The organism is Modestobacter sp. VKM Ac-2983, from assembly GCF_026967885.1.
GTDB lineage: Bacteria > Actinomycetota > Actinomycetes > Mycobacteriales > Geodermatophilaceae > Modestobacter.
Window position 1 is genome coordinate 181,944 of the sequence record NZ_JAPVBK010000002.1, and the last position, 14,822, is coordinate 196,765.

9 protein-coding genes and 1 riboswitch are annotated in these 14,822 nt (G+C 74.6%); of the genes, 4 read left to right on the top strand and 5 right to left on the bottom strand.

Annotation, left to right across the window (positions count from 1 at the left end; translation table 11 throughout):
* Positions 1-3: 3 nt before the first annotated feature.
* Complete coding sequence (locus O2W18_RS07340) at positions 4-1,812, top strand: bifunctional metallophosphatase/5'-nucleotidase (protein WP_269186894.1); 1,809 nt, start codon at positions 4-6, stop codon at positions 1,810-1,812.
* 161 nt (positions 1,813-1,973) lie between these two features.
* On the opposite strand, the gene O2W18_RS07345 is transcribed toward O2W18_RS07340, so the two are convergent.
* Positions 1,974-2,258 carry a HesB/IscA family protein gene (locus O2W18_RS07345; protein WP_269186895.1) on the bottom strand — a complete coding sequence of 95 codons (285 nt, stop codon included), beginning with the start codon at positions 2,256-2,258 and terminating at the stop codon, positions 1,974-1,976.
* Between the two features lie 218 nt (positions 2,259-2,476).
* Positions 2,477-3,013: a C40 family peptidase gene (locus O2W18_RS07350; protein WP_331254065.1), complete on the bottom strand. Its 537-nt coding sequence runs from the start codon at positions 3,011-3,013 to the stop codon at positions 2,477-2,479.
* Between the two features lie 16 nt (positions 3,014-3,029).
* Positions 3,030-3,174: riboswitch (cyclic di-AMP (ydaO/yuaA leader) on the bottom strand.
* A gap of 530 nt (positions 3,175-3,704) precedes the next feature.
* On the opposite strand from O2W18_RS07350, the gene O2W18_RS07355 reads away from it, so the two are divergent.
* A complete protein-coding gene (locus O2W18_RS07355; protein ID WP_269186896.1) occupies positions 3,705-4,904 on the top strand; it encodes an HNH endonuclease signature motif containing protein in 1,200 nt (399 codons plus the stop codon).
* 127 nt (positions 4,905-5,031) lie between these two features.
* Here the strand turns inward: O2W18_RS07355 and O2W18_RS07360 are convergent, their stop codons facing one another.
* The 3 genes from O2W18_RS07360 to O2W18_RS07370 form a co-directional block, all read right to left on the bottom strand.
* Positions 5,032-5,892, bottom strand: a complete 861-nt coding sequence (locus O2W18_RS07360; protein ID WP_269186897.1) for a hypothetical protein — start codon at positions 5,890-5,892, stop codon at positions 5,032-5,034.
* A 42-nt stretch (positions 5,893-5,934) separates the two neighbouring features.
* Positions 5,935-11,556: a DUF4011 domain-containing protein gene (locus tag O2W18_RS07365; protein WP_269186898.1), complete on the bottom strand. Its 5,622-nt coding sequence runs from the start codon at positions 11,554-11,556 to the stop codon at positions 5,935-5,937.
* A gap of 101 nt (positions 11,557-11,657) precedes the next feature.
* Positions 11,658-12,551: a LysR family transcriptional regulator gene (locus O2W18_RS07370; RefSeq protein ID WP_269186900.1), complete on the bottom strand. Its 894-nt coding sequence runs from the start codon at positions 12,549-12,551 to the stop codon at positions 11,658-11,660.
* Between the two features lie 89 nt (positions 12,552-12,640).
* On the opposite strand from O2W18_RS07370, the gene O2W18_RS07375 reads away from it, so the two are divergent.
* Positions 12,641-13,984: an FAD-dependent oxidoreductase gene (locus O2W18_RS07375; protein WP_269186901.1), complete on the top strand. Its 1,344-nt coding sequence runs from the start codon at positions 12,641-12,643 to the stop codon at positions 13,982-13,984.
* Complete coding sequence (locus O2W18_RS07380; protein WP_269186902.1) at positions 13,981-14,820, top strand: NAD-dependent epimerase/dehydratase family protein; 840 nt, start codon at positions 13,981-13,983, stop codon at positions 14,818-14,820. Before O2W18_RS07375 ends, O2W18_RS07380 begins: the two co-directional genes overlap by 4 nt.
* Positions 14,821-14,822: the final 2 nt, after the last annotated feature.

The following is a 14,822-nucleotide window of genomic DNA, read 5'->3' on the forward strand; positions in this document are numbered from 1 at the left end:
ACGGTGACGGTCGCGGCAGCGGTGCTGGCGATGAGCTTCGGGGCGGTGACCCCCGCGGCAGCGGGCCCGGGCGGTCACGAGAAGGGCCACGGGCACGGGCACGGCCACGGGCACGGCAAGGGTCACGGCGGCGGGCACGGCAAGGCGCAGAGCCTCGAGCTGACCATGCTGGCCACCACCGACCTGCACGGCCGCGTGCAGGACTGGGACTACTTCCGCGACGCGCCGTACACCGAGCGCTCCGGGGACGCGACGGGCCTGGCCCGGGTCTCCTCCGTGGTCGACTCGGTGCGCGCGGAGAAGGGCGCGGACAGCGTCTTCGTCGTCGACAACGGCGACTTCCTGCAGGGCACGCCGCTCACCTACCTGGCCGCGCAGCAGCCGCCGGAGGCCGAGCACCCGATGGCGGCGGCCTTCGACGTCATCGGCTACGACGCGCAGGTCGTCGGCAACCACGAGTTCAACTACGGCCTGGACACCCTCGCCGGCTACGTCGACGACGTCGACCACCCGGTGCTGGGCGCCAACGTCGTCGACGCCGCCACCGGCGAGCCGTACCTGCCGCCGTACACGCTGCGGGAGATGAAGGTCCGCGGCGCGAAGCCGGTCACCGTCGGCATCCTCGGCCTGACCACGCCCGGTTCGGCGATCTGGGACCGCAACAACGTCGAGGGCCAGGTCGAGTTCCGCGACATGGTCGAGACGGCGCAGGAGTGGGTGCCGATCGTGGCCGAGCAGGCCGACGTCGTCGTCGTCCTCGCGCACGCCGGCGTCGGCGGGACGTCCTCCTACGACGACCCCGCCGTGGGCACGGAGAACCCGTCCGACGTCATCGCCCGCACGGTGCCCGGCATCGACGCCATGGTCGTCGGCCACACGCACCGCGACGCCCCGTCCCAGGTCGTGGTCAACGAGGTCACCGGCGAGGAGGTGCTGCTCACCCAGCCCTACCGCTGGGGCGGCACGGTCAGCCAGGTCGACTTCGCGCTGACCAAGACCCGCGGCCAGTGGGACGTCACGGGCGCCACGGCCACCGCGCTGCGCACCAAGGACCACCCGGAGGACCCCGACGTCCTCGCCGTCACCGATGAGGCGCACCGGACGACGGTCGACTACGTCAACCAGGTCGTGGCCACCTCCACCGAGGAGCTGACCACCCTCACCAGCCGGTACTCCGACACCCCGATCCTCGACTTCATCCAGCAGGTGCAGACGGAGACCGTCGACGCCGCGCTCGAGGGCACCGAGCGGGCCGACCTGCCGGTGCTGTCGATCGCCGCACCGTTCAGCCGGGAGGCGGTCTTCCCGGAGGGCGAGGTCACCATCCGGGACATCGCCGGGCTCTACGTCTTCGACAACACCCTGGAGGCGGTGGAGATGACCGGCGCCCAGGTGCGGGACTACCTGGAGGAGTCGGCGAGCTACTTCACCCAGGTGCCGGCCACCGGGGAGGTCGACCCCGAGACGATCACCAACGCCGACGGGACGCCGGACTACAACTACGACGTGCTCTCCGGCGTCGACTACGACCTGGACGTCTCCCGCCCGGTCGGGGAGCGGGTCACCCGGCTGGAGATCGACGGTGTGTCGGTGGCCGACGACGCCCGGTTCGTGGTGGCGGTGAACAACTACCGGCGCTCCGGCGGTGGCGGCTTCCCGCACGTCTCGACGGCGCCGGTGGTCTACAACGAGCAGCTGGAGATCCGTCAGCTGCTCATCGAATGGGCGCAGGAGCGCAGCGTGATCGACCCGGCCGACTTCTACGTCGAGAACTGGCAGCTCGTCCGTGACGGGGAGCCGCTGCTCGGCTGATCCCCACGGAGCCGGCCGGGCTCATGCCCCCGACCCCTCCGGACCGACGAACGCCCCGTCCTCCCTCGGGAGAGCGGGGCGTTCGCGTACGTCGGGGCCGCAGACGACGTCCGCCCCGCTCCGGCGGACCGGAACGGGGCGGACGCGGTCGTGCCGGGAGCTCAGACGCCGGACTCGGCGATCCCGAACTGGACCTTGCCGGTCGGGTCGGGCTGCGCGTCCAGGACCTTGTCGTCGAGGACCGTCGCGGCCTTCTCGTCCAGGAACACCCGGGCGCCGGACTGGTCCAGCACCTGGTCGTCCTCGGCCGGCACGGCGGCCAGGCTCAGCGCGAGCGACTGGGCGGTCGGGTCGTTGGCGATCCGCAGGCCGCCCTGCTCGGGGGTCTCGGACTGGTCGAGGATCCCGCGGATCGCGGTTGCTGCCTGGGGGGTCAACGTGAGCATCGGTGAGGTTCCTCTCGTGTCTGGTGCCCTGACCAGCTGCGGAAGGGTGTGGCGCGGCACTGCGCCACACCCTCCGGCAGTTCGTCGGCCGCCCCTGCGGGCGACCGGGCCGTACGGGGCCGGGACTCGCTACCTCGCACGTCCCAACGTCGCGGTCGAGGAGGCGCGAGGCAAGAGGCACCGCCGATCGTCACGGGGTCGCAACACCCCCGGCGACGTCAGACCAGACGACGCGCGGAGTTGTAGCCCCACATGGTGTCGACGTTGATGGTCCGGACGACGTCCCCTGCGGTCGGCGCGTGCACCATCAGCCCGTTGCCGATGTAGATGCCGACGTGACCCACCGGGTCGTAGAAGAAGACCAGGTCACCGGGCTGCAGGTCGGCGCGGGCCACCGGGACGCCCATCGTCGACTGCATGCGGGAGGAGTGCGGCAGCGTGATGCCGGCGGCCGCGTAGGAGTACTGGGTCAGCCCGGAGCAGTCGTAGACGTTGGGACCGGCGCCGGCCCACACGTAGGGCTTGCCCTGCTGGGCGAGTGCGGTGTCGACGATGATCTGGGCAGCTGCGTTCGGTGCCGCGACCGGAGCGGCCGCAGCTGCGACGGGTGCTGCGGCGGGCGCGCCACCGCCACCGACGGAGGCCTGGGCGGCCATCGGGGTGAGGGCGACGCCGGCGCTGGCGAACAGCGCGATCAGTGCCCGGCGACCGGAGCGGGAGGGACGACGGGCAGGGGACGTGCGAGTGGTCGTCATGGACGACGGGTTCTCCTTGTTCTCCTCAACCGCCTACCGAGTTAGCTGACGGGTTCGGGCGGGGAACTCGCCCGGTGCTCCGACACTCGCGTGCCGTCGCACTTCACCCCAGAACTGCGGTGGGTCCCCGGTCCGGGCGTTCGCTGCGACGTCGCAGCGGGTGCCCGGTTCGGCGGTGCTCGCCGGTGTCACCGTGCGTGGTGACTCAGGGGCCGGCGGGCGCGGATGACGGTAGGGCCGTCATGGATTCGTCACAAAGTGCCGCCTGTTGCGGTTCCGACACCCCGTGGGGCCGCAACACGCCCGGGCGACTCGGGCGACTCGCCGACGTGACGTCGGGCAACGCCGGAGGGTGGTGCGTGCAACGACGGCTCGGATCGACCGTCCCCTCCCGGGAATCGATTTGGGCCGCATCGGCGGGTGTGCACGCTGCGTGCTCGGCGCATCACGCCGACGTCGGGCGTTGTCGTGACGCCGGACGTCGGAGTCCGGTCGGGGCCGGGGAGACCGGCGTGGGCTGCTGGCTCGTCGACCGATGTGGAGTTCGAGCGGCGCGCTGGTGTGTCGGACCGGCTCGCGGCAAGGGGTCAGGGTGATCTGTGGACAAGCGCCTGACCTGGGGATTCGTGTTGTGGGAGCCCTTGCTCGGCGGTAGGATTCGTACAAGCGTTCGAACCGGTCGGGAGGTGTCATGAGCGAGTTGCAGTCGGCTCTGGACGCCCTTGCGGCCGAGGACCTGCATGGGTTGACGGATGGCGCCGTGTTGGACCGGACGACGTTGCTGGTGCAGCTCGGCAATCGGGTCGCTGCGGAGCTGACCCGCACGGTGCGGCACGCAGAGCTGACGCAGGCTGCGGAGTACGACGGGTTGAAGTCGATGCGGTCGTGGTTGATCGGGCATGCACGGTTGTCGCAGACGGAGGCGTCCCGGGTCGTGCGGTCCGGACGGGTGCTGGAGCACTTCCCGGCCTTGGCGGCCGGGTTCGCTGGCGGGCAGATCACGGCCGCGCAGGTGAACGTGGTGGCGGAGAAGATCGGCCCCCGCGAGGTCGCGCGGGCCGAGGAGCAGGGCATCGACCTGGGTGCCTTCGACCAGGTCTGGGCGCAGGTGGCCACGGAGTCCCCGCACGAGTCGCTGGTGGCTGCGGTGCAAGCCTTCGACAACGCCCTGGATCCCGACGGTCCGGAGCCGGACCCGACGGAGGGTCGTCGGTTCACGATGGTCAAGCACGCCGATGGGAGTGTGACCGGCCGGTTGGAGCTGGATGCGGTGGGCGGGGAGAAGGTGCAGGCGGCGATCGAGTCGATCGTGCAGGCCGACCGCCCGAAGGGTGATGAGCGGACGCGGTCGCAGCAGGACGCCGATGCGTTCGTGCAGTTGGCTGACAACCAGTTGGCCTCGGGGAACCTGCCGGTCTTGCGGACGGTGAAGCCGCACGTGGTGGTGGGCGTCGACCTGGATGACCTGGTCGACCCGGCGACCGGTGCCGGTGCGGGGGAGATGGGCTTCGGGGCGACGATCTCCGCGGCGCGGGCCCGTTACCTGGCCTGTGACGGCAGCATCTCCCGGATCGTGATGGGCCCCGACGGCGTCCCGCTCGACCTCGGTCGGGACCACCGGGTGGTCACCCCCGGGCTACGTAAAGCAGTCGAACGGCGGGACAAGTCCTGCGTGTTCGCCGGCTGCGGTGCTCCGTCGTGGTGGTGCGACGTCCACCACCTGATCCACTGGCTGCACGGCGGTGAGACGTCGCTGCAGAACTCAGCGTTGTTGTGCGAACGGCACCACACGAAGGTCCACCACGGGTTCCGGGTGGAGCGGGATCCCGGTGGGCGATGGCGCACCTACCGCCCCGACGACACCCAGATCCCCATCGGCCCAGCCCTGTAGCAGTGAGAGTGCGCGTCGCGGACCCCGCCGTCGGAAGGACGGCGGGGTCCGCAGGCTGTCGCTGGTCCTTGCCGGCCCCTGCTCCTCGCCGGCCCCTGCTCCTTGCCGGCCGTAGGCCTTGCCGGCCTTACTCCTCGCCGGTCTTGGCCTTCGACGCGAAGGAGCTCACGCACTGGCCCTGGTTGGCGAACTGGCCGGGCTCGAACTCCGTGGCCCAGCCGCCGTCCTTGCAGTCCGCCTTGGTGAACACCCGTGGCTCGACGTCGTACGTCGTCGTCTCGCCGCCCACCGTGATGCCGATGCCGTCCACGTAGGCCTCCAGGCCTGCGTTGCTCCGCCCGGTGTTCACCGCGAACCCGGTGATCGTCGTTGCCGCACCGAAGTGCTCGACCAGCGTGGCCAGGGTCGTGGGCGTGCCGTTCGAGCCGGGCGTCGCGGAGCTGAACGGCTGGATGCTCGGGGTCCACCAGCCCCCGGCGCGCCCGCCGGTGCTCTGTGTGGTGTCCCACGCCTGCCATTGCCCCTCGGCGATGGTGAACCCGGCCTTGTTCGCCTCCCAGACCACGGTGGCGAAGTCGTCCGGGCCCGCCGGGTCGATCTCCACGTTGATCGACGGGCCGTAGCCCGGCAGCCCCGTCTTGTACGACGAGTAGGTGACCCCGGCCAGGTCCGACAGCGGCCGCCCGTCGAGCAGGCCGGTCATCAGCCGGGCCTTCTCCGATGCCGCGTCCAGCGCCAGCCGGTAGGCGGAGTTGCCGAAGCCACTGCCCGCCGGTGCCTCGGCGATGCCGCCCTCCCCGGTGGTCGGGGTCGCCGCCGGGTCGTTCTCGCCGCGGTGGGCGTTGCTGAACCACCAGTCCGCGCCCTCGACCGCCGTCTCGGCTGGGGTGATCGTCACCGTCCCCGCCGCGAGGGCCGGGCCGGCGGTCAGCACCCCGGTCAGGGCCGTGGCCGCGCAGACGTAGGTGATGCGTCGTGGACTCAGCAAGGTGATCTCCCCGTGGGTGGATGGACGAACCGCCGGATCAGATCACCCGGCGACGGGCTGGTCGAGGCCTTCCGGCACCGCGGCGCTGACCGGGACAGGCGGGGTGGGAACCGCCTGCAGGTCCGCATCGCCCTCGGCCACCGCGGTGAGCCACTGACCGGCGCCCTGCCGGGTGATCCGGCCGGCGCGCACGGCCCGCGCGAGCGCCACCTCCAGCAGCGGCATCAGCACCGGGTGTCGGCGGCGGTGCCCGAACACCGCCAGCGTCTGCTGGAACAGGTCGTCGCGGGTCATCCCGGCCACCGACCGGCACAGCGCCACCATCGCGTTGCCGATCTCCTCCGGCGGCACGTGCTCCAACGCCCGGTCGGTGCTCGATGCCTGCCGCCGGAACGTCGTCCACGACGCCAGGTCCGGCGGGGTCCGGTCCGACGTCGCCGGCCACAGGAACTCCGCACCGGGCTCGGGCAGCAGCGCCAGGATCGACTCCATCCGGGCCGCGTTCACCCGCGGCACCCCGAACGCCGACGCCGTCAGCCGGGCCAGCCGCTCCCGGTGGACGGGCCCTTCCGCTCGGATCCCCGCCGCCAGCACCCGCCGCACCAGCCGAGCCGCCTCCGGGTTCTCCAGCTGCCGCAGCATCCGCGGCTCGCCCACCGGCTTCGGCGTCCACGCCCGGAACGGCACCTCACCGGCGAGCAGCGCCGGCGTCACCACCGGGTGCGCCGCGCAGCGCACCGGCTCCGCCGTCGACACCTCGTCCAGGTCGTCGGGGGCCTCCGGGTCGAAGGGGTCGATCTCCTCCGCCGGCTCGTCGACCGCGGACACCGGGGCAGGCAGCGGCGGCAGCAGCAGCTCCACCGGAGCCGCCGCTGCCACCGCGGTGACCAGCCGGTCGAGCACCGTCTCCCACTCGGCCAGCCACTCCGGCAGCCACACCCGCTCCACCGCCGGCCAGCCCTGCAGCTCCAGGTACGCCAGCTCGCGGTCCACCGTCGCCCGCTGCGCCCACACGGGACCGTCCAGCAGCACCGCCAGCACCGGCCGCTCCGGCGCCTCCGGCCGGGCCACGGTCAGGTCGACCCGGAACCGGGAGAGCCCGACGTCGGTGCGCACCACCAGCCCGCGGCCCCGTAGCGCCGCCGCGACCTCCTCGCGGTGCGGGTCGCGCGTCGCCACGGCGCTCCGCGGGACCACGGCCACGCCGTGCAGGGCCTGCTCCAGCCAGCCCCGCAGCCGGCGCACGCCCGGCTGAGCCGTCGTCGTCGGCCGCAGCAGCGAAGGCGCGAACGACGCGAAGACCACCACCTGCCGGCGCGCACGGGTCACCGCCACCGTCAGCCGCCGCTCACCGCCGGCCCGGTTCAGCGGCCCCAGGTCCAGCGGCAGGCAGCCGCGCTCGTCGGCCGCGCACCCCAGCGACAGCAGGACGACGTCGGCCTCCTCGCCCTGCGCGGCCTCCACCTCCCGCACCCGCAGCTCGCCCCGGTCCAGCGCCTCGGCCGCCCGGTCCCGGCCCACCCGCAGCAGGCCCTCGATCAGCCGGCGCTGCGGTCCGTGCAGGGTCAGCACGGCGACCGACGGCACCGCCTCCGGCGACGCCGCGAACCGCTGCCGCAGCTCCGCGACCACCGCCTCCGCCTCGGCCGGGTTGGTCCCCCGCTGCGCGCCGGCGCGCACGAACACGCCGTCCACCCGCACCAGGGAGATCGCCGGCCCGGCCGGTGGGCCGGGCACCGTCATGAGCCGGGAGCCGTAGCCGACGGCGTTCGTGAAGGCGACCAGCGACTCGTCGGCGCTGCGGTGGTGCCAGGTCAGCTCCCGCCGGGGCACCCCGGCCCGCAGGCAGGCGGCCAGCAGCCCCTCGTCGGCGGGCTCGTCCACCGCGGCGCGCGGCGGCAGCTGCTGGCGGTCACCGACCACGACCGCCGCACTCGCCCGGCCCAGCGCACCGAGGGCGTCGGCGACCCGCAGCGACGACGCGTCCTCGACCACCACCAGGTCGAACGAGCCGGCGGTCGCGGGGAGGAAGCGGGCCACGGCATCCGGGGTGGCCAGCACGGCAGTGGCCCGGTCACCCGCAGCGAGGGCCGCAGCCGCCTGGGCTCGGGTCTCCGCCGCGGCGGTGAGCGCCTGTCGGACCGACTGCTCCGCCGCCCGCGCGTCGGACGCACCGAGCCCCCCGGCCGCCGACCGCTCGGCGAACGACGCCTCGGCCACGCCACGGTCGAAGGCGGCGACGGCGCCCTCGGCCGGCACCGCCCCGGACAGCAGCGCGGCGCGCGCCTCGGCCAGCCCGGCGGCCTCCAGCAGGTGCAGGTGCCGTAACAGGTCCAGCCAGTGCCCGAGCGAGGGGACGCCGAACTCCTCGACGGCCCGCTCGTCCTGCGTCGCCTCCCACAGCCGGACGATCCCGGTGTCCCCCGCCCAGGCGAGGAGCTGGTCCAGCGAGCTCAGGCAGGCCGCGGGCAGGGCGGTCAGCGCCGCCCGCAGCTTCCGGACGGCCACCGCCCGGGTCGGGTCCGGCGCCGGCGCGGTGTCCAGGAAGCGGCGCAGCGGGGGGGTGAAGGCCGGGTCGCCGTCCAGCGCGGAGCCGAGCCGGTTCAGCGCCGCGACCTGCCGCTCGACCAGCAACGGGTCGGTCAGCGGGTTCCAGTTCCACGGCACCGCCAGCCCGGCCACCGACGCGCAGCGCAGGGTCAGCTCGCGGGCTGCCCCCTGCACCTGGAGCAGCTCCGCGGTCAGCAGCGGGACGTCGGTCGGCTCGACGTGGGCGTCCGGCCGCAGCGACGGGGACAGCTCGGTGAGCACCGCGGCCAGCCGCTTCGCGCGGCCGAACCGCCCCGAGACGGCCGCCTGCTCGGCGTCCTCGGCGATCCCGGCCAGCGGCAGGTCCAGCGCCTCGGGCAGGGCGACGTCGAGACCGGGGTGGGCTGCGGTGACGAAGCCGGAGACCTCGGCGAGCAGCGCGTCGACGTCCTGCGCCCACTCCTGGGTGCGGACGGCGTCGACCGCGGCGAGGGGCACCTCCGGGCCGGAGAGCACGGTGGCGACCGCGTCGAGGTCCTCCGGGGTCCGGGCCGCGGCGATCACCCGAGCCACGGGCCCGGCGGGCGGCAGCGCGCGCAGCGCCGTGTCGACGGCGAGCACCGCCGCGTGCACGGCGACCGGGTCGGCGTCGGCCGAGTCGAGGAAGCCCCACGGGTGCCGCAGCCGCGGCCGGGTGCGCGCGGCGACCTCGGGCAGCGTCGTCAGCAGCTCGTGCACCTTCGCGGTGGTGCGGGCCGACGCGGTGGCGACGTACGTGGTCGCCAGGGGCAACGCCGGGGTGCCGGGCACCGCGGCGAGCACCCCGGCGCGCGCGGCGTACAGCGACAGCCCGGCGGAGTTGGGCGCGTGCAGCCGTTCGGAGTAGCCGGCCAGCTCGCGCCGCGCCGTCCGCAGCTCCTCGGGGAGGGGAGGGACGTCCGGCGGGCTGCCGGCCTCGGACGGGGCGTCGGCGGGACGGCGCAGGGTCGTGACCAGCCCGCCGAGCCCCACGCCCGCCAGCCGCCGGGACACCGCGTCCAGCGCGGACTGCTGCGCGGCGAGGACCAGCACCCGCTGACCACCGGCGGCCGCCGCGGAGACCAGGTTGGCGACCGTCTGCGACTTCCCGGTGCCCGGTGCGCCCTCGAGCACGAAGGTCCGCCCGGCGGTGGCGTCGATGATCGCCCGCAGCTGGTCGGTGTCGGCGGGCAGCGGCAGGGTCGCGGCGAGCTCGGTGAGGTCGGTGGCCAGGGCGGTGCCGGGCGCCGGCGCGGGGTCGACGAACGGCTGGCCGGGGCGCAGCAGCACCGGCACCAGCGGGTTGCGCAGCGCCGCGGCGCCGAGGTGGTCGGCGTCCTGCCGGATCCTGGCGGCCGCCGCGGGCAGCAGCGCCAGGTCGGCGGTCGGCTCGACCCGGTGCGGCAGCCCACGCTGAGCCAGCCCCTGCCGCAGCGCCGGCAGCGCGACGGCCAGGTCGAGGTCCCCGTCGGCCTCGAGCGCCGGCACGATCACCCCGGTGCGGCGGCGCAGCTCGGCCAGCAGCTGCCCGTTCGGGCCGATCGCCCCGGCCGGGTCGGCGGTGAGCCGGTAGGCGCCGGTGCTCGCCACCCGGGTGAGCAGCACCGGCACCAGCGCCACGGGGGAGCGCACCGAACGCCCGTCGAGCTCCCACGTCACCGAGCCCAACGCCAGGTGCAGGTCGCCGGCGCCGGTCTCCTCGAGCAGCGCGGCCGCCTGGTCGGCGAGCGCAGCCAGCCGGCGGGCGTAGTCGGCCGACCCCAGCCCGGTGTACAGCCCGCCGTGCTCGACCAGCAGCTCACCGAGCTGGTGCGGCGGCAGGTCGCGGGCCGAGCGGATGCCGCGGCGCCGGGCCGCGGTGCCCAGCTGGTCGGTGGGCACCAGCGTCAGCGCGGCGTCGGCGGCGAGCCGCTCGGCGAGGACGGTCAGCCGGCCGGGCGGCACGGTGATCGGCACGGTGCCGCCGTCGGCCCGGTCCAGGTCGAGCAGTGCGGCCGTCGTCCCGGCCGGTCGGGCGCTCGGGCGCGGGGCGCTCACGGCCGGGCGGTGGTCGGGGAGCTGGGGCAGCGGGAGCGGGGCGACGCCGTCCAGCCGGGCGCGGTGCACGTCGGTGACCCCGAGCACCCGGTGCAGGTCACCGGCGAGCCAGGCGGCGGCCGCGGTGCGGTGCAGGTCGCCGAAGGTCGCCGGCTCGGCGGCGATCCCCAGCATCGTGGTCTCGACCAGCGCGATCTGGCCCAGCTCGACCAGCTCGGCGAGCCCGGAGACTTCGGTGGTGGCCGCGCTCTCGGCGCAGCGCTCGGCGCGCCAGTAGCCGAGGAAGGCGTGCCCGGGGCAGGTCGCGCCGTCGGCGGCGATCCACAGCAGCGGGCGGATCCCGGCGTGCTCGAGCGCGGCGGCCAGGGTGAGCACGGTGTCCAGGCTGGTGCCGGCCCGGTCGTCGAGGACCTGGTCGGGGGTGCGCACCCGCTGCGGCACGTCGGCCCAGCCGGCGACCGGGGGGCGCGGCCGGATCGCCCGGCGGCGCATCGCCTCCACGATCGCCGCGGCGGTCTCGTCGATGCGGTCGGCGCCCCTCGGGTGCCCGCCGACCGTGGGGTCGCCGGTGCGCTGGCGCAACAGGTCGGCGGCCGCGCCGACCAGGCCGGCGACCGCGGGGGAGCCCGGCTGCACGTGGGCGGCCAGCAGCTCCAGGGCCAGGGGCGCCGGCGCGGCCAGCCACTGGCCGGCGGCCAGCACCCGCACCGCGGTCCGCGTGCAGCCGAGCAGCCGCCCGTCCCGCTCGACCCGGGCCTCGACGGTCGCTGTGCCCGGCTCGGCGACGGCGAGCACCGCCGGGTCCAGGCGCAGGTCGACGTCGGTGAGCACCGTCGTCCGGCCGGGGTCGACGTCGACGGTGACCTCGGCCGGCGCGCCCAGCGGGCCGGCGGGGGTGGAGATCGTGACGGTCACCCGCACGCCGTGCACCGGCTCGGCGGCGCCGGTCAGGGTGAGGACGGCGACGACCGGCACGCCGACACGGGCCAGCGCCTCGCCGACCACGGGCACGCAGTCGAGCTCCACGGAGACCAGCGGTTCGGCTTCCGCGGTGTGCTGCGGGCACGGGGAGACGCCCATGGAACCGTTCTACCTCCGTCGGGCCCCCGGATCGGGGAGCCCCGGCGGAGGTGTGACAACTGAGACGAGAGGGTCTGCCCGGCAGGGCGGGGCGGGCGCAGTCAGCCCGGCGACCAGGGCGTTGCGCCCAGCACCTGGACCAGTGTGGTGGTGGTGGCTCGGGCCGGCGGGCGCCAGGCGGCCCAGGTGACGACGGCGAGGTCGCGACCGGTGGCGTCCCGCTCCATGAACGGCACCCACCGCCAGCCCGAGAGGTTGCGCCGGGCCGACGCCTCGGTCATCAGCGCTGCCTCGACCTTCGAGCTGACCGCGATCAGTTCGCTGTGCACGGAGAACCGCCGGAACATCCAGTGGGTGTGCACGCCGGCGGCGGCCGACGCCGACCGGAGCCGCGCCTCCTCGCTGGTGATCTCCCCGGAGGCATGTGCCATCACCCGGCGCCCGTCGAGGTCGGAGAACCGGATGGACGGGCGGTCACCCAGGGGGGAGTCCGGCGGCACGGCGACGCCCAGCTCCTGGGTGAGCACCGGGGCGCAGCCGAGGTCCGGCGGCTGGACGTGCAGCAGGCCGACGTCGATCAGCCCGTTGCGCAGCAGGTTCTGCTGCTCGTCGCTGCTGGCCTCGACAAGGGAGAGCGCGACGTGCGGCAGGGAGGCCTCCAGCGCGGCGATGACCGCCAGGAACCACTCGTGCGGCACCCCCGGCGGGAGCCCCAGCCGGACGATCTCCTGCCCGGCTCCGAAGGTGCGCACCACCTCGGGGATCCGCTCCAGCTGGGCGAACACCACCGCCACGTGCTCGTGCAGGCCCCGGCCGGCCGCGGTGAGCACCATCCCGTCAGCCGTCCGCTCGAACAACCGGTGCCCCAGTTCCCGCTCCAGGTCGGCGATCTGCCGACTCAGCGAGGGCTGGGTCATGTGCAGCATCGCCGCGGCACCGCTCACCGACCCGGCCTCGGCGACCCGGGCGAAGTAGGTCAGATGTCGCAGCTCCACCAGTCGATGGTATGCCTGAGGGGCATCGGAGGGCTGCGGAACAGGCATTTGCGGTCTACCCCGCCTGCGGACAACATCAACACCGCGCAGTGAGCCGCACCACAGTGCGGGCCGGCGCCGACCTGGAGCGAGCAGCGCGCGAGCGCCCGACCGCGCCGGCCGCCGAGCGCATCACCCCGGACGAGAGGCGAGACGTGGACTTCGACGTGGTTGTGGTCGGCGGGGGAGCGGCCGGCATCGGCGCCGCCGTCAGTGCAGCCGATGCCGGCGCGACGGTCTGCCTGATCGAGCAGTACGGCTTCCTCGGTGGCGCGGCCACCGCCAGCTCGGTGCTGACGCACTGCGGCTTCTTCGACCAGACCCGCACCCAGGTGGTGGGCGGCGTGGGCCAGCAGGTGCTCGACCGGCTGGAAGCCCGCGACCTCTACCAGACCGAGACCTTCCCGGCGACGGGCAACACGGTCGTGCTGCTGGACCTGGAGACCACCAAGAGCGTCTACGACGACCTGGTCACCGATGCCGGCGTCACGCTGCTGCTGCACAGCCGGGTCATCGCCGCTTCCGTGGCCGGCGGGCGGGTCACCGACGTGACCATCGACCACCGCGGTGGCCGCGAGACGGTCACCGGCCGCTCCTTCGTCGACTGCAGCGGCGACGGCGTGCTGCTGGTCGCCGCCGGCGCCGGGGTGCAGGTCTCGGACGTCGCCGCCCGGCAGGCCAGCACCCTGGTGATGCGGGTGGGTGGCGTGGCGGAGGACGCCGACCTCTCCGCCGGCGCGCTGAGCACCGCGGTGCTCGCCTACCGGGAGCGGAGCGGGGCGCAACTGCCACGGGAGAGCGGCGTCGCCGTCCGGATGCCGCTGTCCCGGGAGGTCATGCTGTTGCTGGCCGACCAGCACCGCGACGTCCTCGACGTCCACGAGCTCACTGCCGCGGAGACCACCGCCCGTCGGCTGAGCTGGCAGTACCTGCACGCCTTCCAGCAGGGCCTGGCCGGCTGGCAGGACAGCTACCTGGCTGCCACCGGCCCCCAGATCGGCATCCGGGAGTCCCGTCGGCTGGCGGGTGTGGAGACCGTCGTCGCCGACGACGTGACCACCGGGCGGCGTCGCCCCGAGGACGGCGTCGCCCGGTGCGGATGGCCGATGGAGGACCACGCCACCCCGGGCCTCACCGTCTACGGCGGGATCCGGGACAAGGGCTGGTACGACATCCCCTACGGCGCGCTGTGCTCGGCGGACACCGACAACCTCTGGGCGGGGGGGCGGCTGGTCAGCTCCGACCCGCGGGCCTACTCCTCGCTGCGGGTGATGGGCACCTCGTTCGCCACCGGGCAGGCCTGCGGGGCCGCCGCCGTGGTGCACGCCGACCTGGACCGGCACGACACCGCCGCCGTCCGGGAGCTCCTCACCAAGCAGGGAGCGCTGCTGTGAGCGCCCCCCTGCGGATCGCCGTGACCGGCGCCGCCGGCAGTCTGGCCACCGACGTCCTCCCCGGGCTGCTCGAGCTGGGGCACGAGCTCGTCTGCATCGACCTGCGGCTTCCCGCGGAGCCCCTGTCCGGGTGCACCTGGGTGCGCGCCGAGGTCACCGACCGGGAGCAGCTCGCCGCGGCGATGGCCGGCTGCGACGCCGTCGTCCACCTCGCGGGCATCCCGCTGGAGTACGACTGGCCGGCCCTGCTCAGTGCCAACGTCGACGGCACCCAGGCGGTGCTGGAGACCGCGCGCCGGCTCGGCATCGGCAAGGCCGTGCTCGCCAGCTCCATCCACGCGGCGGGCTTCGTTCCGGTGCCGCCGGCCGGCGCGATGGTGCCGGATGACGTCCCGGTGCGCCCGAACACCTTCTACGGGGTCACCAAGGCGGCTGTCGAGGCGCTCGGCAGCCTCTACGCCGACCGTTACGGCTTGGACGTGGTCTGCCTGCGGATCGCCTCCCGCACCGACCGGCCCAGGGACTCCCGGATGCTCAGCACGTGGCTCTCGCCGGCCGACGCCGTCCGGCTGCTGGCCGCAGCACTCGCCCCGAGCACCACCGGGTTCCGCATCGTGTGGGGGGTCTCGGCCAACACCCGCGGTTACCTCTCCCCGGCGGGGGGCCGGGCCATCGGCTTCCAGCCCCGGGACGACGCCGAACCGTACGCCGCCGACGTCCTCGCCACCCCCGGCGCGGACGAGGAGTGGAACCGGAGCTCCATCGGCGGGGTGTTCAGCTCGCCCGCCCCGCCGACGTTCGCCCCGCCCGACGCGCCCGTGGACGGCGGCCGATGACG